Origin of the sequence: Caulifigura coniformis, assembly GCF_007745175.1 — a bacterium.
In the GTDB taxonomy this organism is placed as follows: Bacteria; Planctomycetota; Planctomycetia; order Planctomycetales; family Planctomycetaceae; genus Caulifigura; species Caulifigura coniformis.
On record NZ_CP036271.1, the window covers coordinates 6,141,276 to 6,161,058 of the forward strand.

Here is a 19,783-nt window from a genome sequence, read left to right on the forward strand (position 1 = left end):
CTGCGATTCCCCTCATTTCTGACGGCGTTTTTCGAGGATTTCGACGTTCTCTGAAAATCCTGGAGGTTTGCTGAGGGGGGCGGAGGGGCATTGGTGATGAGAGCTGTGTTGGCCGTTTGATCGATCCGCGTCGGACGATCCGTGCGACCAAGGGCAAGCATCCGCCGCCGGATGTCACCAGATCGAAGGAATGAAGGGGTCCGTCATGCAGTATGAACCATCAGGAGTCGCCCACGGGTCCGCTGGGTCGATTGCGAGGCGCACGCTGGGAATGGCCTGCGGGATCTGCATCGCGCTCATCTGTGGGCAGGCTGATGCGCAGTCATGGAGGTACAACGGCTACTTCCTTCCAGGTGAGGCGCTCGTCCGGCGCCGTCTTGCGGGCGAATGGCTGGAACTGGAATCGAAGAGCTTCCGCCGACTGGTGCGCGACCTGGGGCGCGACGAATTTCGCGAGCGTCAGCGCCGGGACCACCTGGAAAACCAGATCGAAGGAGCGATCCGATGGTCGCAGGGAGGGAGTTCGTCGACAGATCGCCTTGCCGCCCGGCAGGTCATGCTGTCGGTGCAGCAGTCGCCGGAATTGCGGGAGATCATGCAGACGGCGGTGCAAGATCTGCCAGCAAGTCATTTCGTCGCCAAGGAGCGCTCGACTGAGATTCTCGGCCCGGACGGTGCACTGCCAGCGCTGCCGCCGGCTTTGACGGTCCATGTGGATGATCATTCAAGCTGGGCCGAGAGCTTCCGGAGGTTCGCATCGACCTGGACGGAGGTGGCAGCGGAGTTGCGGCAACAGGTCCAGCCGGCGCACGACGAGCTGACCCTGCTCAGGAATCGTTTTCGGGACGTCCGTCACCATGGAGAGGCGATTCTGGTGAAGGCGGCGCCGATGCAGCGGGCCTGCGGTCGTACGTACCTGTTGAGCGTTGAGAAGCTCGTCCTGATGGCGGAGATGCCAGTCCACCAGAGTCCGATTGCCCGGACTGAGACGACTCCGGACTTTGCGGGGGGGACCGTCGCCGACCTGCTTCAGTACCTGGACCGGAACGAGATGTCGCTGAGGTACGGAAGTGCTGCACAACTGGCGGTGGCCTCAGTCTTCAACGAACTTGTCGCTCCCCTTGAGTACCAGCTGGCCCAGACGGAGAGCCGGATCGAGCACTACAAGGCCCAGAACCCGGCCCACAATTCGGTCCTGAGGTCGAGATTGCTCGGCCCGGGATACTTCGACAACTACCACCACGGCCTCAATTCACCAGCCTATGGCGGGACGCTGCCTCCAACCCATGCGACCGCAGTTCGTCCTGCCGACGGGGTTGTCGAGGCAGGACGCATGGACGGGATGAGGGTGAGCATGCTCCCAGGAAAGAACTGAGTTCCAAAGCGAGGGCCAGGCAGGATGGGGCGGGGGCGAAAGTCGCCACCGCCTCATCACTGCTGCGTTCCATTGGGCGGACTGGCGATCCGACTCGGACGAATTGAACCTCCTGCATGTTGAGGGATAAAGTGACCAGCGACATCAGCACAGTGATTGGTTCTGTTACACGAATCCGGGTATCCAGGCTGCGGGCGGGTCATGTCGCAAATCGTTCTCGGGGCGGTTGGCCCATGATCGAGGAAACGGATCCGTTCGAGAACTGGATTGAGAGGCTTCAGGATGGTGATCCGGCGGCGGCCGAGGCCGTCTGGAACCGGTTTTCCGCGAAGCTTTTGAGGATGGTGCAGTTGCGCCTGAGGACGCGCCGGCCGCGGCATGCGGACGAAGAGGATGTGGTGAACAGCGCGATGAAATCGCTGTGCCGAAGGGCGGAGGAGGGGCAGTTTCAGCACGTTCGGGACGGAATCGACCTGTGGAAGCTGCTCGTCACGATCACTCAGAGGAAGGCGATCAACCTGCTGCGCGACGCCGGCCGAAAAAAGCGGGGAAGTCGTTCTGTGCGAGGAGATTCGGCCCTTCGGTGGGTTGAGGGGGATGGGGGAGGCTTCGACACGCTTCCTTCGCCGGAGCCGACGCCTGAGTTCGCGGCGATGATGTTCGAATCGACCGAGTCGCTGCTTCAGCTGCTCGATGGTGAGGCCCGATTGATCGCGGAACTGAAGCTGCAGGGGCACACGAACAGCGAGGTGGCCCAGCGGATCGGAAAATCGCTGCCGACGGTCGAGCGGCGTCTGAAACTCATTCGGACGATCTGGGACGGCTGGTCGCGCGGCGATTCGAATGGCTTTGGAGAACGTTCCTAAAAGCTCTTTCCGGATGTGATTCACAGTGAACAAGGAATTGCAGAGTTCCGTGCAGTCTGAGCAGGCGCTCGATGAGGTTTGCCGGGACTTCGAAGACGCGTTCAAGGCCCGCAAGCCCGTGCTGATTGAAGAGGTCCTGGTCCGGGCTCCGAGCGATCATCGGAACGGGCTGCTCGGAGATCTCCTGGACATTGAGTTGTGGTGGCGCCGTGTTCGAGGCGACACGTTTTCAATCGACGACTACCGGCAGCGATTTCCGCAGAGCCGACCGATCGTCGATCTGGCATTCTCCAAGTTTCCAACGGGGCCGGCCGTCGCGCTGGATGTGATCGAAGGACCGCACACGGGAGAGGCCTTCGAGTTCTCGCAGCATTGTTCGTTCGTGGTGGGGCGTGCGGCGGACGTTCAGTTCTCTCTGTCGCAGGATCAGCATCTCTCGAGGCATCATTGCCGCCTGGAGATGAATCCGCCGATGGCGAGGATCATCGACCTGGACAGCCGCAATGGAACGTTCGTCAACAACGCGCGGATAAAGGACTCACCGCTCACGAACGGCGATGTGATTCGATTCGGGAATTCCTGTATTCGCGTGCGGGTCAGGCTGCCGCCCGCGAAGCCGGCTGTCGACCCCGCGGAGACATTGCCGGCAGGGGAGGGAGGCGCCCAGGATTCTTCTCGGGATTCCAAGGCGGACATTCCTCTCGAGGTTCCGCTGGTTCCGGGATACGAACTCCTCGACGAGATTGGGGAGGGCGGGCTGGGAGTTGTCTACGCGGCGCGGCAACTGGCGACGAACCGCAAGGTAGCCATCAAATTCATCCGGCCTGACCATGCCGTGGATCTTGAGGCGACGCGGATGTTTCTGCGCGAGGCGTCTGTTCTGAGCCAATTGCAGCATCCCCGGATCGTGCAGTTTGTGGAACTGGGGAGCATCCAGAATCGGCTGTTCCTGGTGATGGAGCACCTGGAGACGATCACGTTCGACGAAGTGTGCCGCGATGTGACGCCGCAGCGCCGGTGGCAGGTGGCATGCGGAATCGTCTGTCGAGTGCTGGAGGCGCTCGAGTTTGCGCATCAGGCCGGCTATGTGCACCGCGACGTGAAACCGGCGAACATCCTGCTGTTCCGTCAGCAGAAGAAAATGGGGGTGAAGCTCGCGGATTTTGGACTGGCCAAGAGCTTCCAGACAGCGGGTCTGAGCGGATTGACTCAAGATGACGTGACGCGCGGATCGCTGGCGTATATGCCGCCGGAACAAGTGGTGGACTGCCGGTCGGCCCGGCCGCCATCCGATCTCTATGCCACCGGGGCGACGCTGTTCAACTTTCTGACGGGGCGTTTGCCGTACGTGTTTACCGCGCAGGCGAGTGCCTTGCGCATGATCCTCGAGGAAGCGCCGATCCGCGCGGACTCCCTGATTCCCGACCTCCCGGCAGGCCTGGCGGATCTCATCTCGAAGGCGATGGCGAAATCGCCCTCGCAGCGATTCCGTTCGGCGGAGGAGATGCGGGAAACGTTGTACCCGTACACCAGCAAAGGCCAGCGGGAGTCTCTGTGAACCGGGGGGCGTCGTCATCGGCGGGCGAATGCACTTGTGAGTGGTGACGGGTCAAAATAGGATTCTGGCTGAGCGGCACGTCTTCCAATTCGCGAGTGGGCCACTGCGATGTTAGACCGTCATTTCAGGGCAGTACCGGTGCGCGGGTTTCGCGCGGTGTTTTCAGCATCTGCGCCGGCATTTCTGTGCGTTCTGGCGGCTGCGTCCGCCGCGATCGCTCAAGTTCCGGTGGCCAGTCAGGCCGAAATTGATCAGGTGCTGCTGCCGCGACCTGATCCGAACAAGGGGCGCGAACTGGCGGCGGCCCTGATGGCGAAGTACCCCAAGGATCCGAACGTTCCTTACTCGATTGCGGAATGGCATGTCGCGCATTCCCGTAAGAAAGCGGCGGAAGACCTGCTGACGATGGCGGTGAAAACAACGTCGGCGGATCATCTGCCGAGCTGGAAGTTGCTGATGAAGGTCGCCGCGGCGTCGCAGAACGGTCTTGGCGACCCGGGCCTTGCGGTGGGACGGTCACTTGCAGAACGGCTGCGAGTGAAGCCGGACTCGTTTGGCGAGGACTACTCCCAAGCCTGTGAGTTTCTGGGAAGGGTGGTTGCGACGGGCGAAATTGTTGGAGGAAAAACGACGAAGGACAAATGGGCCAGGTTTCGGGAGGATGTGGAGTTCGCGATGCCGGAGCGGATCAAGTTGGGCTATGTGGCAGGCCGTGAGCAGGTTGCGCGTCGGCAGAAGGAGCTCGAGGAGGCGCGAACGAACCTGAACTCGACACGCGATGAGCGATCCAGACAGGAGAATGAGAAAGCCGAGAAGGGGATCCAGGAGGAAACGGACAAACAGGCGGGCGTCCTGGTGGGGGAAAAGATCAAGCGGGACCAGGAGGTGAACAGGAATGCGGCGCTGGCCAAGGAGGGGCTCGCCAAGCTGCCGAAGCTCGAGAGTCAGATTGACGAGCAGAATAAGGTCCGTCTTCGAATCCTTGGGCACATCACAGCGCGGCAACTCGAGCTCGTCCGGGTGCAGGAACAGTACAGAGCCATGCAGGCGGCAGCGCTGCTTCAGCAGGCACAGGCGAATCAGGCACCGCAGGGAACCCCGGCTCCCCAAGGGGGAGATGCGTCGGCCACGGCAGCAGCAACTCCGCCAGTTGCTGCCGCTCCTGCTGCCGTTGCTCCTGCGCCAGCGGTCGCGGGGCCAGCGGTTCCAGTGCCGGCAGTCCCGGGCGCCGCGACGCCGGCAGTGGCTGGTGGGGCTCCTCAGGCGACACCAGCAACCCCGACAGGAGATCCAACCTCGGGGCAGGCGCAACTGATGGTTCTTGCAGCACGGTATGAAACGGAACTCAAGGAACTTCATAAGCAACTGGCCGTCGTCGTCCAAAAGATGGAGCCACTTGTCGCCGAACGCAACAAACACAATGCCTTTGTCAACCAGGCCCAGGCGGACGCAAAGAATGCCAAATCCGACCGACGCAGGGCTGAGGCGAGTCTGAATAAGGCGACGCAGGCTGCGAAGCGCGCTGCCCAGAAGACGGTCGCGAAGGCCGTCGATCAACCGCAACAAGAGCTTCGGAAATGGCAGGGTGACTGGGAGACGTATCTGGAGGCTGAACTCAGTCCCGAACGCCAGTCCCTGCTGGATCAATGGCTGGCGCTGGATGTCGACTCAAAAGACGCACCGGTGGAAGGATCGAATGTCCCTGCGGCCGTTGGGAGCGAGCGTGGGACGCCCTGAGGCGGATGGCGGGGAGCGTTGGTACCAAATCGTTGGGCCGGGGGGACGAGCGTCTCCATTTTCGGGGAAGAATTGAGTGTCCGGTCTCATCACCCAGTGCAAGAAGTGTCAGCGCTGGCTCAGAATCGCAGAGGAGCAGATCGGAAAGAGACTGCGGTGTTCCCGTTGTCAGGAGGAGTTCGAGGCGACCTCAGCGCGTCCGGCCCGGCAAGAGCCATCCGAGATGGCAGAGACGGTCGAACTGACGGACACACCGACGCAGACCATCCCGGTGCGTTCGGAAGCGGTCGAGCCTTCGATCGGGGAACTGGGCCGCTACCAGATGAAGCAACTGCTGGGGCGAGGGGGCTTCGGGCGGGTGTTCCGGGCGTTCGATCCGCAACTGGAGCGGTTTGTCGCGCTGAAGATCCCGCTGAAGAAGGTATCGGACCGGCCGCGGATCGAACGGTTTCTGAATGAAGCCCGGCTGGTCGCGAAACTGCGACATCCCAACATCGTGTCGGTGTTCGACGCAGGGGAACTGCAGGGATGGCCGTATATTGCCAACGAGTTCGTGGACGGGCGCACGTTGTCGTCGCTCCTTGCGGAAGGTCGGCCGCCGGTTGAGAACGCAGTGCGGTGGGTGAAGCAGGCGGCGAGGGCGCTTGCGTATGCGCATCGCCACGGCGTCATTCACCGAGACATCAAGCCGCATAACATCATGCTGAACGCGGCAGGAGAGCCGCAGATCCTCGATTTCGGGATGGCGCGACTGCAGGTGCAGGCGTCGGGCGGTGAAGAGGAACGGTCGTTCGAGGGGACGCCCGCCTATATGTCGCCGGAGCAGGTTCGAGGAGAGGCGTCCCGGATCGGTCCGGCGACCGACCAGTACAGCCTGGGAATCACGTTGTATGAACTGCTGGCCGGCGCGCGCCCGTTCGGCGGTTCGTCGACGGTGGTGATGCAGAAGGCGGTCGAGATTTCCGCTCCGGCCATCCGGACTGTCCGCCCCGACGTGCCCGCAGACCTCGATGCCATCTGTCTGAAGGCGATCTCGAAGCATCCTGTCGATCGCTACCCGGACTGCAATGCACTGGCCGAGGACCTGGAGCGGTGGGAGCGGGGGGAACCGGTCCTGGCACGTCCGCTGGGGGTGCATCAAAGACTTTGGCGGTGGCGACGTCGGAATCCGCTGGTCGCGGCACTTGCGGCTGCGTTTTGCCTTTCGGTGCTGATCGGGGCAGGGGCCGTGGTCGTTGTCAAAGCGAGAGCGATCGAGAGCGAACAAGCGGCGAAGCGCAAGACGCGTGATGCCGAGAAGAATGCAGAGGACCTCAAAAACGCAGCCCAAGACCTGGAGACCGAGCGAAACCTCGTCAAAGAGCGAAATGCGAAACTTGAACGCGACCAAGCCGAGGCGGAACGTCGCGAAAGGGAGAGAACTCAGAAGGAGCAGGCCGATGCGGCAGATCGTGCCCGGCTGGCCCAGGACGCGACCGAGCAGGCCGCCCGGGAAGCGGCGCGTCTTCAGACTCTTGCACAATTGGATTTTGCCCGCCGAGGCTATGCGTCGGAGATGCGCGCGGCCCAGGGGGCGTGGGAAGCCGGCCATCTGTCACAGTTCAGGCGCGTGCTGTCGAGGTATGAGCGGGAGCGTCTGCCCGATCAGAGCGACCCGCGCAAGTTCGAATATGGCTACTGGAAGCGATTGGAAAGCGCGTGCGCGGTTGCACTCCCCAATGTTTCGGGGCTGACCGACATCAAGGCCCTGCAGGGGCACGACCTTCTCGTCACGGGAACCGACCGCGGAGAGATGACGATCGTCGAGCCGCAGGACGGGACGATCCGTTTTCGAGCAGAAGATCTCCCTCGCGGCAGGATGGCTGTCGCGACTCTATCGGGTTTCATTGATCCGAAAGGGGATTTTTCCCGCTTCAATCTGGAAGGCGATGGACGGGCCATCAGTTTCGTCATCGCAGGCGCCGCCGATGGCGTCCTCCGCGTGTATACAGTGGGCCAGTGGGATCGTCCGCCGGACGTCGTCCGCGCTGGGTCTGGTCCGATCGACCTGCTGATCCCCGGCCCCTTCGATCCGACGATGCGAGCGGGCAAGGATACGAGGACGCTGCAGACTCCATTGCCGCTGATGATCGCGTTCTCAGCCGATGAAGCGCGGAGCGTCCAGCTTCAGACCGCGAAGACCACGGGCGACAGAATCACAGGGGAGAATCTGCGAGTGGTGAAGCCAGTGAAACTGGAGTTCGGCACTGATACGACGATCTGGAACGAAATCACGGCGGCGGCGGTGTTCAGTCCCTATTTCGCCAATCCGCGAGGGCCGCAACAACGTCCCATCACGATTGCGGTGGCGGCGGCCGCGAGGAACGGCGACGTCCTGTACTGGGGCTACACCATGCGTCCGGCGCCACGGGGGCAGGGCTTTGCTGGCGTGACGCCGACGCCGGTCTATGCAGTCCTGACCGGGGCGTCTCCGCCGGTGTCACACCTCGGAATCACGGGGGATGGAACAACAATCTACGCGGTTGATCAGGAAGGGGATCTGAAGTCGTGGAATCTCGTATCGGGCCTGAAAGTGGGGGAGAATCGGATTGCTTGTGTGAAGAGCCTACCCGCCCAGGGGATTACGTCACTGTGCCTGGCTCCCCACGAACGAATGGCGATCGGAAAGCAGGACGGGTCGGTCGATCTGCTCGACATGACTCGCGAGATGGAGGCTCTGGAAACGCGACGTCTTCATATTGAGCCTGTCACTCATGTTGCCTCACTGGGAGAGGACGACCTGGTCGCCGCGAGCCGATCGGACGGGGAGATGTTCCGTTGGCGCATTCTGGCCAAGACGCAGCTGGACAAGATTCCGGTGCCCGGTGATGTTTTCACCACGTCAGACTTTGCGCCGGGGGGGGCGAGTCTGTGGACCGTCAGTGGATCGATCATCTCGCGAACGCTGGCTGGTCGATCGACCGAGCGACTCCCAATCGTGGCCCTTCGGTCCCCGGTCACAAGGCTGCGTGTGTCCCCCGACGACGTGCATTGCCTGGCAATGACTGCGGAGGGGGAAGCAGTTCTCGTCCATCATCAGAATGGCGAGATCCGGCGATGGGGAGACGTTGTGGACGGATGCATTGATCGGGAGAGCGTCCGACTTCTGACGACTCAGGGCCGACTGTTGGCGCGAAGGCTCGCTGGCGGGCAGGAGGAAGACCTCCCCTCTTCACATCCGACAAGCACACCGTTCCTCCTGTTGGAGGATGGTCGCATACTTTCGGCATTGATCGGTGGTCCAAAGAAATGGACATACTCCACCGTCGTCGATGGCGTGTGGCAGAGTCGCTGGGAACTGCTCGTGGAAGCTGTCGAGAACCCGTCCGGACCGGAGGTTGCCGAAAGGGCTGCAGGAGCGCAAGCAGAACGATATTTTGAGCGACTGGCCCATTCAGGACGGCCGGCTCTTGAGAACAGTCCGACGGTCTCCGCAGCGCTGTCGGTTAAAGGCGATCAACTGGCGCTCGCAGGGCTTGATCCCATCATCCGCCTGGTCGATCCAGCAACTGGGATGGTCAAGAAAGAACTGGCTGGACACGCGGGCCGTGTCACTGCTGTCACGTTCAGTGCAGACGGTGAACGACTCGCGACGGCGGATGATGCCGGAGAGGTGATGGTTTGGGATGCGAATTCAGGCGAGGCGCTGCTTTCTCTGACCGGCGGCGGTCGTCAGGCATCGTGGATCGGTTTCGATGACAGCGGACGTTACCTGGCCGCGAGCGGCGCCGGATGGGCATGCTGGTGGTCCGGCGAACCACCCAAATAGGTTGAGGCAATCCACTGGACCGGCAGGAGTGGAGCCCCAGGGCGTTCGAGTCTGTTGCGAGGCCGCTGGCGGTTTGAGAACAGAGTGTGCCATGTGCTGGACGTGGTTCCGGGCGAAGATGCCAACCGGACACGAACACGGCGATCAGTTCCTCAATTGGCCGCGGTACGGACTGACGCGCTCAACTTTCTGCGATGCCTGAGGCTTCCGCCCGCGGCCACGCTGCGAGACCACGCCCTCCGCCCCGACAGGCTTCTCGCCAGAATGAGCAATGTGAAGTAGACGCCTGCCCTGGGTGAATCTCCGGGCCACGTCGATCGTCACGCACTCCAAGGTAGACTCATCGATCACCGTCAGCGTCCACACGGGCTTCCCACCGTGCGTCCTCGTCTGCACGAAGTCGTAGCTCCAGACGTGATCCCGATGCGCCGGCCGCAGCCGGACACACGATCCATCGTTGAACCACAGTCGCTTTCGTTTTGGCTGCCGTTTGGGGACCTTCAGGCCTTCCTGCCGCCACAGGCGCTCGACCCGCTTGTGGTTCACCTTCCATCCATCCCTCCGGAGCAAGGCCGTCACCCGGCGATAGCCGTAACGACCGTACTGAGTGGCCAGGGCCACCATGTCCCGGATCAGGCGGGGTTCTTCGTCAGGAACGTGGGCCTGGCGGCGTTGGGTGGATCGGAACTGGCCCAGTACACGACAGGCCCGACGCTCTGAGATGTTCTCCGGGCCCAGCGAATTGCGGACGTAGGTCACCGCCTGGCGCCGCTTCGCCGGGCTCAGAAGTTTCCCGAGGCAGCCTCCCGCAGGATCGCCTTGTCCAACTCAGCGTCGGCCAGGAGCCGCTTCAGGCGGGCGTTCTCCTTCTCCAGTTCCTTGAGCCGCTTCGCCTGCTCCATCTTCAGACCGCCGTACTCTTTCTTCCAGCGGTAGTACGTCTGCTCGGTGACACCGATCTTCTTGGCGGCGACCGCCACTGTGGCTCCTTGAGCAATCTCGACCTCCGCTTCCCTGAGCTTCGGGATGATTTGCTCGGCGCCAAACCTTTTCCTCGCCATGACCTTGCCTCCTCCAGGTGAAGGTCCACGTTCGAGGCACAACTTACCCGAACTGTGGACCCGTTGAACGGGGGCAGGTCAGCTTGATCGCCATGAAACCCGCCAACTTTGACAACCGAGGGAAAGCCGCGTTCCCACTCCCTGCTCTCGACCGATCACGCCATCGAGCGAGTTCGCGGTCGGCACGCGTCTGGACGAACTGCGGGAGGACGTAAATCCAGAGGACCGCAGCGAGGAAGAAGATATCTTAGAGCCCGCAATGCGCGGGCCTGTGCCGGTCGCCGCTCATGGGGAGGTACTCCCGGGCGATCACGGCCTCTCGTCGGAAGAGTTCTCCGCCGTGAAGCGGTTGACTGCCCTCTACGGCAACTCGGCTTTGTGTTCGCTCGACTCCGCGCCGGGCCTCCGTGTCTCGCCGGAGACGGCGGCCGGAGGGGCCGTTTCGAAATCCGGCAGCATCGTGAAGAAGGCCAGATCCGGTTGTAGCGAACCATAGGTTTTAAGGGTTACACTTTTGGAAATGCACGAGGTGACCCAAATCCTGGCGGCGATCGATGCGGGCGATTCACAGGCGGCACAGCAATTGATGCCGCTGGTGTATGACGAGCTGCGCCGGCTGGCGGCGGTCCGAATGGCGGAGGAACGTCCGGAACACACGCTGCAGGCGACAGCGCTGGTGCATGAGGCCTACCTGCGGCTGATCGGCTCGGACCAGAAGTGGGAGAATCGCGGGCATTTTTTTGCAGCGGCCGCGAACTCGATGCGGCAGATCCTCGTCGACTGGGCGCGACGTAAACACGCCATCAAACGGGGCGAACACGCCCGTCGCGAGCCCCTGGAGGAGCAGGCCCTTGCCTATTCCGCCGATCCTGCCCTGATTTTGGATCTCGATGAGGCGGTCACGGATCTGGCCTCGGAAGACGCCCAGGCGGCCGAAATCGTCAAGCTGCGGCTGTTTGCGGGGTTGTCGATGACCGAGATCGGCGAGACGCTGGGCCTGTCGCGTTCCGCCGTATTCGAGAACTGGCAGTTCGCCCGGGCCTGGTTCGCGGGGCGAAAACCTGGGCTGAACGCCGAATAATTCCCGGAATCTCCCGGACGGTTGGGGCTCGTCTTCCGCATGGAGTTGTGACGGGCCCGTCACGCTGAAGCTCTCAGTCGCCTGATGTCGGGCCACACGACTCGCAGCCACCGGCCTCCCCGCTGCGAGCGCCTTCTTCACCATCCGCAGGGCCACAGGAGCAGAGCATGCAGACAACTCCGGCTGTCACGGCGCGTCCAAAGAAGCGGGGACTGTTCGTCACACGCTGGCTGCGCGGGCTGACCGCGCCGGCGCAGCCCCGGGCCCGCCGCGGGATGCGCCAGCACCGCGGCTTCGCGTCCGCGCAGGTGCTGGAAGCCCGGTCCCTGCTTTCGGCCACGTTTGATGGTGCGGTTGGCTTTGGAAATGCAGAGGGACTGAGCATCGGGGAAGACGTTGCCACTGATTCTGCGGGGAACAGCTACGTCACCGGATACTTCGGCGGGACTGTCGACTTTGATCCCGGGGCGACGCACGCTGGCGACGCCGACATTCTCACGGCGCGTGGCTCGCAGGACATTTACGTCGCCAAGTATGCGTCGGACAACTCGCTGATCTGGGCGCGACGAATGGGCGGCGATCAGTCGACGAATACTGGATACGGCGGGCGATCGATCTCAATCGACAGCGCGGGAAATGTCTACGTCGGTGGCGTCTTCGCGGAATCGGCCGACTTTGGTTCAGCGACGTTGACGAGCCAGGGTGGGCACGATGCGTTCCTCGTCAAACTCGATTCGAGCGGCGATGTGGCCTGGGCGAAGTCCTGGGGGACGACCGGAGCTGACGCGGTCAGCGGAGTTGATGTGGATGGCTCGGGGAATGTCTACACCCTGAGCTACCGCAGCGACACGAAGGCCTACGAGGTTCGGAAACTCCGCTCGAGCGGCAGCGCGTTGTGGACCAAGTCGGTGACGACTCGCAGTAACCTGGGCAGCGACCTGGAGGTCAGTTCGACCGGAAACGTCTATGTGACCGGATCGTTCACAGGGACAACGGACTTCGACCCAAGTTCCAAGGTCAAGTCGGTGACTTCCTCCTACAGTTCCAGCTTCGTCATGAAGCTCGATACCAATGGGAAGTTCGGCTGGGTCAGTCCGTTTCTGTCGTCCGCTGGTTCATCGTCGACGGTCAACAGCCTGGAGATTGATCCGAGCGGAAGCCTGGTGGTTGGAGGGTCTTACAATGGAACAGTCGACTTCAATCCCGGCAGCGGGACGACGACGCTCAGCAGCGCGGGAGGTGGGTTCGTCGCCAAGCTGAACAGTTCCGGGTCACTCGCCTGGGCGCGGGGCTTTGTCGAGCTTGAACCGGGATCGACCTACGTCAGATCCGTCTCTGTAGACAACTCAGGCAATGTTTACGCGACGGGAAGTTTCACGGGAACAACCGACTTTGATCCGGGATCGGGGAACTACTCACTGATCCCTGGCGCCAGCAGTTCCGCGTTCGTCGTCAAGCTCAACTCATCCGGCAACTTCAACTGGGGGGAGTCGTTTGATGGTGCTGCGGGCCGCGGGATCGATGTTGACTCCAGCGGCGTGGTTCACGTGGTTGGCAGCTACCGCGGAACGGTCGACTTCGATCCCGATCCCATCGGCGTGTTCGAGTTAACCACGGCCGGAACCAGGAACTACGGGTTCCGGCTTCGGCTGCGGCAGTCGTGACGCTCGAACCGGAGCGCTCCGCGAGTTCGCACGGTGTGCGGACGAACGGAGCGGCCAAATGTTTGAAACGACAGTGGACCCCGGGTCCCCTCGGCCGGCGCCGCGGGAACCTGGGGCTTCATCCAGCTTGCGTCGAGAATCGGCCGCGCCGCAGAATGCCGGCCTCGCTGATTCGCTCTCCAGACCTCCTTTCCCGCTGGTGCGTTTCGACAACACATGTCTCGATCCGAGAACGATCGCCCTTCGGCCAAACAGATCTTCACCTCGGCGCTGGCCCTGACGGATCCGGCCGCGCGACTGGCGTATCTCGACCGCATCTGCGGGCCGACCGGCGCCCTGCGGCAGCAGGTAGCGGGCCTCCTCGCTGCCGCAGGCGACGGTCCCCGCGAAAACCCGCTGGATGCGATGGTGGAGGCCTTCAGGCCGAAAGCAACCGTGCACGCGGCGACCGTCCTGCAGACCGGCGACGACCCGCCTCCGCGGCGCGACATCGGGCCCTACAAACTCCTGGAGCAGATCGGCGAGGGAGGTTTCGGCACTGTCTACATGGCCGCGCAGACCGCGCCGCTCAGGCGGACGGTGGCCCTCAAGATCCTCAAGCCCGGAATGGGATCGAAGGAGATCCTGGCCCGCTTCGAAGCCGAGCGTCAGGCGCTGGCGATGATGGATCATCCCAACATCGCCCGCGTGCTCGATGCCGGCAGCACGTCCGACGGCCTCCCCTACTTCGTCATGGAACTGGTGCGGGGCGTGCCGGTGACCGAGTACTGCGACGCAGCGCGGCTTACGACCGATGAGCGGTTGGCGCTGTTCATCGACATCTGCCGGGCCGTGCAGCACGCCCATCAGAAGGGAATCATCCACCGCGACCTGAAGCCGACGAACGTGCTGGTCACGATGCACGACGACAAGGCGGTGCCGAAGGTCATCGACTTCGGCATCGCGAAGGCGCTCAGCCGGCAGTTGACTGACCGCACGTTGTTCACCGGCTACCAGCAGATGCTGGGGACGCCGTTGTACATGTCGCCCGAGCAGGCGCAGATGAGCGGGATCGACGTGGATACCCGCAGCGACGTCTATTCGCTGGGAGTGATGCTGTATGAACTTCTGACGGGGACGACGCCCTTCGACCGCGCGTCGCTGAAGAACGCCAGCTACGACGACCTGCGGCGGATGATCCTCGAACGGGAGCCGCCGCGGCCCAGCGCCCGCGTGACGACCCTCGATGCCGCCGCGCGCTCGACGATCGCCGACTGCCGCCGGATCGATCAGCGGAGGTTCAGCGACGAGCTCCGCGGCGAACTCGACTGGATCGTGATCAAAGCGCTGGAAAAGGACCGCACCCGGCGGTACCAGTCGGCGACGGCGCTCGCGGAGGATGTCGGCCGGTATCTGAGCCATCAACCGGTCGAAGCGTGCCCGCCCTCGGCAGGATACCGGTTTCGCAAGTTTGCGCATCGCAACCGGGCCCTGCTGGCCACGTCGGCGATTGTCTCGATCGCAATGCTGCTGGGAACCGCAGCGACCGGATGGCAGGCTTACCGCGCCGTCATTGCCGAGGGCGCGGCCGAGACCAGATCGAGGCAGCTGACTCAGGCCAACGCGGAGCTGATGACGGCCAATTCCGAACTGACGCTCGCGAAGGAGCGGATCGAACGGCAGGCCAGCGACCGGCAGGCGTCGCTCGTTTCGACGCTCCTGGAAAAGGGGATCAGCCAGTATCGAGAGGGGCGGATTGAAGGGCTGTTGACGCTGCTGGAAGCCCGCCGGGCCGCGAGCGGCGCCGCGAACCTCGAACGGCAGTCCGCGGAGATTCTCAGCGTCGCATCGTTCCTGCTTCCGGGGTCGGTTGAAGATGTGCTCTCCGAGCCGTTGGCCAGCGCGATCAGCGACGACGGCCGGCTCATCGCCTGGTGTGACGCCAGACAGGTCCATCTGAAGGATGTCGAGACGGGTGTGGAACGGCGGCTGGAAGTGGATGCCGAAGGGCTGGCCATCGCTGAGAAGTCGCACGGCGACCACCACGACGTCCTGGGGATGGCGTTCACCGCCGATGGACGATTTCTGGCCCTGAATAATCCTGAACAAGGCGTCGTCCGAGTCTGGGATCTGACGCGCCCGGACCGGCGGCCGATGAGCAGATCGCATCCGTCGAGTGACCTTGAGACCGATCGCAGCCCGATTATTTACGGTGAGCGATCGCTGGCGTTCACACCGGACAGCAGCCGCCTCGTCACCATCGATCGCCGTGGTGTGATGTGCCTGTGGGGGCTCGGTGAAGGTGACGAGCAGTCACCTGCAATGACATTTGATTCCCACCTGACGAGCGTGGAAGTGTCCCCCACTGGTCGGTACGTCGCGGTTTGTGAATCGGACGAGAATCAGCCGGATGCGCGTCCCCGGAGGATCCACCGGGTCGATCTGGAACAATGGGGACAGGTTGATCAGTGGATCACGGGCGAGCGCACGCTCAAGTTCGCTGACGCTCAGTTCGTGGACGATGGTGACCAGATTCTGACATTTGACCCGGACTTCATTTCCCGTTGGGATCTCATGCAGCAGAAACGGATGTATCGAATCCGCATGCCCGCATACTGTGAGGATATTGCCGTCTCGCGGAGTCGGAACCGATTTGCTGCCGGGCTCCGCGATGGCACCGCGCTACTGGCGGAGCTCTCCACCGGTGCACCGCTCGATACGCGTCTGGAGCATGGCGGCGGAGGCGTGCGACGGGTTCGCTTCAGCCCCGGCGAAGACTGGGCGGCGACAGCCGGACACGACGGGACCGTGCAATTCTGGAGTCTGCACCAGAAGGCGCCGCGTCGCGTCGCCCTCTGGCCGCAGTTCGGAACCGTGGATCAGCTGCACGCGGCGAAAGACAGCGGCCTGTTGCTCTCAAAGGCGCGGACCCGCGATGGCAGCCAATCTGCCGAGGTGGTTGTGAGGCGGTTTCCCGAAGACTGTTCTCAATCTGTCGCCGAACGACCTCCGCGCACTTCGGGATTCGTGCCCGACAAGGAGTTTGAACGGTTTCTGACCTTCAATCGGGAGTTGACCGAAGTGCAGATCGTGTCACGCGACCCGATGGCAATCCGGACGGGGCCACGCGTCGTGCAAAGTGAAGGCCGGTTCTGGTCCTGCCAGTTCCATCCGGATGGCAGGCACATTCTGGTCTGCGAAGAAGATGTTCCGGGCCCCTCCGGGACCATTACCCTCCGGATGTGGGACCTGACGACAGAGCAGTATACGGGCTTTGAGTACACGCTGACTGGCAACGAGGCGAAAATCGGCGCCTTCATCAATGAGCGCGAATGTCTGTACTGTCCGATCAGTTGGGCGGTCCAGGTCATCGATTCGTCGAGCGGCAAGATCGTGCGGGAGATCAACCTGCAAGGACGCGGACAGGGAACGAGCGTCTGTCCTGCTCGCACTGAGTTCTGTGTCGGCGAATCCAGCGGCCAGGTTCGCTTCTATCATCTGACGACCCTCGAACCCTCAATGCCCTCTCTCAAGTTGCCCGGACCTGTCAGCAGCGTCTGCTACAGCTCCGACGGGCAGTGGCTGGCGACGGTGTGCTCGCTCCGCACCCATTCGGAACTCTCATTCTGGAACCTGGGGGGCAAAGTTCCTCAGGGCCCGATCGTCATGCAGACGCCTTACTCCGGCGGGACAATCTACCCCTGGGGAGAGCGTCGCTTCGTCTTCGCGGCCGGAGACGAGATTCGGACGATCGAACTTCCTGCAGCTCAGCAGGACCTGGAGTCGAGCGAACTGGCAACCTGGGTTGCGACCGGCCTCCGTCAGGAGCCGACCGGCGAAGTGCGCTTGATTTCGAGCCTCGAATACCGGGCGCTTCGCAAGCGGTGGAATGAGATACGCAAGAGCGCGATAGTCTCTCGCCACGCTGACGGCGAGCTGAATGGCAACAGCCCTGCTCGATGACGCCCTGCAGAAGGGCGAGTGCCATAAGAGTGGATAACGGGACTTGAACCCGCGACCTCCGGGCTCTGCTTCGGATCTCGACCGGCCGATCGCCGCAGCCCACCGCAGCGATCTTCGATGGCCTCGTAATGCAGTCCACTCCGGAGAGCGGTGTACGGGCCGGGTACGACGGCCACAAGCGGAAGAAGGGTTCGAGGTGCACATGGCCGTCGCCGCTCTGTTCGCCTTTGGGGACCGGGCGCGCCAGGCCGGATTCAAGGTGCTCGTCCTGACTGTCCTTCCGGCGGGCGACGGTGTTGGCATCGTCCCAGCCGATTACACCGCAAGGACTCTCGCCATCAACGACCGGCTCCGCAGCGAGTGGCAGGACCACTTCGACGCCTTCGCCGACGTGGCTGTCCATCCCGCGCTGATGGACCCAATGAACACGACGACCTACGACGCCGAAGACCGGCTGCATCTGACGGCGGACGGCGCGCGGGCGGTTGCTGGGCCACTCGGCGAGCTTGCGAGGTAACCGCGCGACCGCAACGCTTAAGGGATGATGAACGAGACACAGCCAAAGCCGAAACGTCGACACTGGCGATGGCTTGCGGCAGTCATCGTCCTGGCATCACTGGTGTCGTTCCTTGGCTACCGCAGCAACCGCAGCAACCGCAGCAACCGCAGCGTCCGCATCGAGGCCGCGACGCACGCCTGGATCAGGAAGGCAGCGGCACGGAACCTCGTCTGCATGTCCGACACGGTCTGTGTGATCCCGGGGCTGGAGTACCACGAGTTGGGGCGACGGGTGCTGGGTCAGCGTCAGGTCCGCGTCGCCGTGTATAACGCGGAGGATGCCCATAACCTGGTCTCGATGCCGCCCTGCCCGGTGAAATTGGTGGTCGATACGCTTTCCAGCACGCCGCCCGACGTCGTCACGATGCTGCGAGAGCGATTCCGTTACGTCCAATGACCGAGCCCCGCATCATCGTCGCCGAGTCTCACGGCCACTGGAACGCGTGGTTCGAGGACCGACCGTTTGAAACGTTCGGCGGGGACACGCCGGGAACGGCGGTCGAGCGGTTATGGGAAGCCGAGCTCAACAACAGGGCCGTTGCCCGGTCACGAACGGGCCAGCATGGAAAGCAGTGACGTGAGGTTTAGGTAGTCCGGACATTCAGAACACCTCCGAGACGAAGGCTGCGAGCCAGACGAAGCCGGCGAAGTTGACGGCCTTCTTCTCGTACCGAGTCGCCACGCGCCGGAAGCGTTTGATCCGGCCGAAAAACCGCTCGATCACGTTCCGGTGTCGGTAGCGTTCTTTGTCATAACGCTTTCTCACTCTCCGCGTTGGGTTTGGGCGGATGCAGACCTTCGCTCTGAGCCGCCGAGCTCGATCCCGGATCGCGTCGCTGTCATAGGCCGCATCGGCCAGCACATGGCCCACCGTTCCCTTCCCGAAGCCCTGCAGAAGTCCTTCCGCCTGGGGAGCATCTCCGCATTGACCGGCCGTGATCAGCAGCCGGACCAGCCGGCCACGTCGATCCACGGCCGCGTGGAGCTTGGTTGTCAGTCCACCCCGGCTCCGCCCGAGACATCGTCGGGCATCGGCCTCGTCTTTTTTTCCTTGGGCGTTCGCCGGCCTGTGGAAGCGACCGGATGAGCCTTGATCGTCGTCGAATCGAGCTGAACTTCATCCAGTTCCGGGTCGCCCAGCGCCTTGGCCAGTCGTTCCCAGACACCGGCGGCGCACCAGCGGTCGAACCGCTTCCAAATGGTGTTCGGCTTGCCGAAGCGGCCGGGCAGGTCCTCCCAGGGCACGCCGGTCTTCAGGACGTAGAGCACCGCGTTGACAAACAGTCGGTTGTCGGCGGCGGTGCGGCCGGGATCCCCGTCTTTCCCCGGGAGCAGATCCTTGATCTTCTCCCACTGCGCATCCGTGAGTTCATGGCGACGTCGCATCGGCTCTCCTCCTTGAGCGACGTCATCCTCAAGAAACCTCAACAGATTCGCTAGGCTGAATGTCCAGGCTGCCTAGTCGTCCGTGACTGTATCCCGAGGCGGGATCGATGGTGAGCAGCAGGTTGCGAAAGCACTTGCGAGTGGGAGGCGTCAGGAAGTAGCCCGGGGCATGCCACACGGGAGCTTCCAAATGATGAATCCATTGGCCGATGGCGTGATAGCCTCGGCATCCAGAGAGGACGGCGTGATGCTGCCCCTGGCGTCCTCCCAGGGGCAAAAATCTCCTGCTGGTAGTACTCCAGATTCCTCCCGGAGGAGGCGTTCAAGGGTCAACCTTTCAGAAAGGAGGAAGGAAACCGACCTGCCCCACTTCTTTCACTTCCCGTGCCACATCCAACTGCCATCCTTGATCAGCCCCGCTCCTCGCCACTGATGATTGACAGTCGTATTACCGCACTGCAATATCGACACTCGATATGAAGCAGGCCGACGACCTCCTGAAGCACTTCTACGGCGGATTTATCCGTCTTCATATCCTTTATCACGCCGCCAAAGAAGAAATCTTCGGCGTCGAGATGATGCGGGAACTTCGCCGCCACGGGTATCGCATGGGGCCCGGCACCCTCTATCCCATCCTGCACGACCTCCACAAATCCGGCTACCTGGTCAGCACCGAATCCGTCGTCAAAGGCAAACGCCGGAAGAATTACCGGATCACGCCCAAGGGGGCCCGGCTGATGTCGGCCG

At 62.7% G+C, this 19,783-nt stretch carries 13 protein-coding genes and 3 pseudogenes; 14 read left to right on the forward strand and 2 right to left on the reverse strand.

The genetic code is table 11. The annotated features are described in order from the left end of the window. Positions 1-205 precede the first annotated feature (205 nt). The 5 genes from Pan44_RS24685 to Pan44_RS24705 all read left to right on the forward strand — a co-directional run bounded on the left by Pan44_RS24685 (position 206) and on the right by Pan44_RS24705 (position 9,344). Entirely contained in the window at positions 206-1,375 is a 1,170-nt protein-coding gene (locus Pan44_RS24685; protein WP_145034408.1) for a hypothetical protein, read from the forward strand. A 233-nt stretch (positions 1,376-1,608) separates the two neighbouring features. Continuing rightward, positions 1,609-2,241 (forward strand): ECF-type sigma factor, encoded by a 633-nt coding sequence (locus Pan44_RS24690; RefSeq protein WP_197453628.1) that lies wholly within the window; start codon positions 1,609-1,611, stop codon positions 2,239-2,241. A gap of 25 nt (positions 2,242-2,266) precedes the next feature. Further along, the gene (locus Pan44_RS24695; protein ID WP_145034410.1) at positions 2,267-3,799 is read left to right on the forward strand and encodes an FHA domain-containing serine/threonine-protein kinase; all 1,533 of its coding nucleotides are present in this window, start codon (positions 2,267-2,269) and stop codon (positions 3,797-3,799) included. Between the two features lie 255 nt (positions 3,800-4,054). Continuing rightward, complete coding sequence (locus Pan44_RS24700) at positions 4,055-5,536, forward strand: hypothetical protein (RefSeq protein ID WP_231754161.1); 1,482 nt, start codon at positions 4,055-4,057, stop codon at positions 5,534-5,536. A gap of 223 nt (positions 5,537-5,759) precedes the next feature. Next, positions 5,760-9,344: a WD40 repeat domain-containing serine/threonine protein kinase gene (locus tag Pan44_RS24705; RefSeq protein ID WP_145034412.1), complete on the forward strand. Its 3,585-nt coding sequence runs from the start codon at positions 5,760-5,762 to the stop codon at positions 9,342-9,344. A gap of 300 nt (positions 9,345-9,644) precedes the next feature. Here Pan44_RS24705 and Pan44_RS28015 read toward each other — a convergent pair. Further along, a pseudogene (locus tag Pan44_RS28015) lies at positions 9,645-10,405 on the reverse strand (transposase); the annotation flags it as partial. 259 nt (positions 10,406-10,664) lie between these two features. On the opposite strand from Pan44_RS28015, the gene Pan44_RS24720 reads away from it, so the two are divergent. The 8 genes and pseudogenes from Pan44_RS24720 (at position 10,665) to Pan44_RS24750 (ending at position 18,226) form a co-directional block, all read left to right on the forward strand. Continuing rightward, complete coding sequence (locus tag Pan44_RS24720; RefSeq protein ID WP_145034415.1) at positions 10,665-10,901, forward strand: hypothetical protein; 237 nt, start codon at positions 10,665-10,667, stop codon at positions 10,899-10,901. 24 nt (positions 10,902-10,925) lie between these two features. Further along, the gene (locus Pan44_RS24725) at positions 10,926-11,486 is read left to right on the forward strand and encodes an ECF-type sigma factor (protein ID WP_145034416.1); all 561 of its coding nucleotides are present in this window, start codon (positions 10,926-10,928) and stop codon (positions 11,484-11,486) included. Positions 11,487-11,653: 167 nt separating this feature from the next. Continuing rightward, complete coding sequence (locus Pan44_RS24730; protein ID WP_145034417.1) at positions 11,654-13,150, forward strand: NHL repeat-containing protein; 1,497 nt, start codon at positions 11,654-11,656, stop codon at positions 13,148-13,150. A gap of 216 nt (positions 13,151-13,366) precedes the next feature. Continuing rightward, positions 13,367-17,092, forward strand: a complete 3,726-nt coding sequence (locus Pan44_RS27610; protein ID WP_197453629.1) for a WD40 repeat domain-containing serine/threonine-protein kinase — start codon at positions 13,367-13,369, stop codon at positions 17,090-17,092. A 53-nt stretch (positions 17,093-17,145) separates the two neighbouring features. Further along, positions 17,146-17,289, forward strand: a pseudogene (locus tag Pan44_RS28465) (IS5/IS1182 family transposase); the annotation flags it as partial. Positions 17,290-17,294: 5 nt separating this feature from the next. Continuing rightward, the gene (locus tag Pan44_RS27615; RefSeq protein WP_197453630.1) at positions 17,295-17,609 is read left to right on the forward strand and encodes an SGNH/GDSL hydrolase family protein; all 315 of its coding nucleotides are present in this window, start codon (positions 17,295-17,297) and stop codon (positions 17,607-17,609) included. Between the two features lie 24 nt (positions 17,610-17,633). Beyond that, complete coding sequence (locus Pan44_RS24745) at positions 17,634-18,047, forward strand: hypothetical protein (protein ID WP_145034418.1); 414 nt, start codon at positions 17,634-17,636, stop codon at positions 18,045-18,047. Beyond that, the gene (locus tag Pan44_RS24750; RefSeq protein WP_145034419.1) at positions 18,044-18,226 is read left to right on the forward strand and encodes a hypothetical protein; all 183 of its coding nucleotides are present in this window, start codon (positions 18,044-18,046) and stop codon (positions 18,224-18,226) included. Before Pan44_RS24745 ends, Pan44_RS24750 begins: the two co-directional genes overlap by 4 nt. Positions 18,227-18,251: 25 nt before the next feature. Here Pan44_RS24750 and Pan44_RS24755 read toward each other — a convergent pair. Then, positions 18,252-19,036 (reverse strand): annotated as a pseudogene (locus tag Pan44_RS24755) (IS5 family transposase). A gap of 476 nt (positions 19,037-19,512) precedes the next feature. Between Pan44_RS24755 and Pan44_RS24760 the strand changes: the two are divergent. Beyond that, the coding region (locus tag Pan44_RS24760; protein ID WP_145035180.1) for a PadR family transcriptional regulator at positions 19,513-19,783 on the forward strand (271 nt) is incomplete at its 3' end.

Bases quoted from the DNA above. Each gene is read 5' to 3' on its own strand.
- Pan44_RS27610 (WP_197453629.1), top strand. From the start codon at position 13,367: ATGTCTCGATCCGAGAACGATCGCCCTTCGGCCAAACAGATCTTCACC.
- Pan44_RS24705 (WP_145034412.1), top strand. From the start codon at position 5,760: ATGGCAGAGACGGTCGAACTGACGGACACACCGACGCAGACCATCCCG.
- Pan44_RS24750 (WP_145034419.1), top strand. From the start codon at position 18,044: ATGACCGAGCCCCGCATCATCGTCGCCGAGTCTCACGGCCACTGGAAC.
- Pan44_RS24720 (WP_145034415.1), top strand. From the start codon at position 10,665: ATGCGCGGGCCTGTGCCGGTCGCCGCTCATGGGGAGGTACTCCCGGGC.
- Pan44_RS24690 (WP_197453628.1), top strand. From the start codon at position 1,609: ATGATCGAGGAAACGGATCCGTTCGAGAACTGGATTGAGAGGCTTCAG.
- Pan44_RS24730 (WP_145034417.1), top strand. From the start codon at position 11,654: ATGCAGACAACTCCGGCTGTCACGGCGCGTCCAAAGAAGCGGGGACTG.
- Pan44_RS27615 (WP_197453630.1), top strand. From the start codon at position 17,295: ATGGCCGTCGCCGCTCTGTTCGCCTTTGGGGACCGGGCGCGCCAGGCC.
- Pan44_RS24685 (WP_145034408.1), top strand. From the start codon at position 206: ATGCAGTATGAACCATCAGGAGTCGCCCACGGGTCCGCTGGGTCGATT.
- Pan44_RS24745 (WP_145034418.1), top strand. From the start codon at position 17,634: ATGATGAACGAGACACAGCCAAAGCCGAAACGTCGACACTGGCGATGG.
- Pan44_RS24725 (WP_145034416.1), top strand. From the start codon at position 10,926: ATGCACGAGGTGACCCAAATCCTGGCGGCGATCGATGCGGGCGATTCA.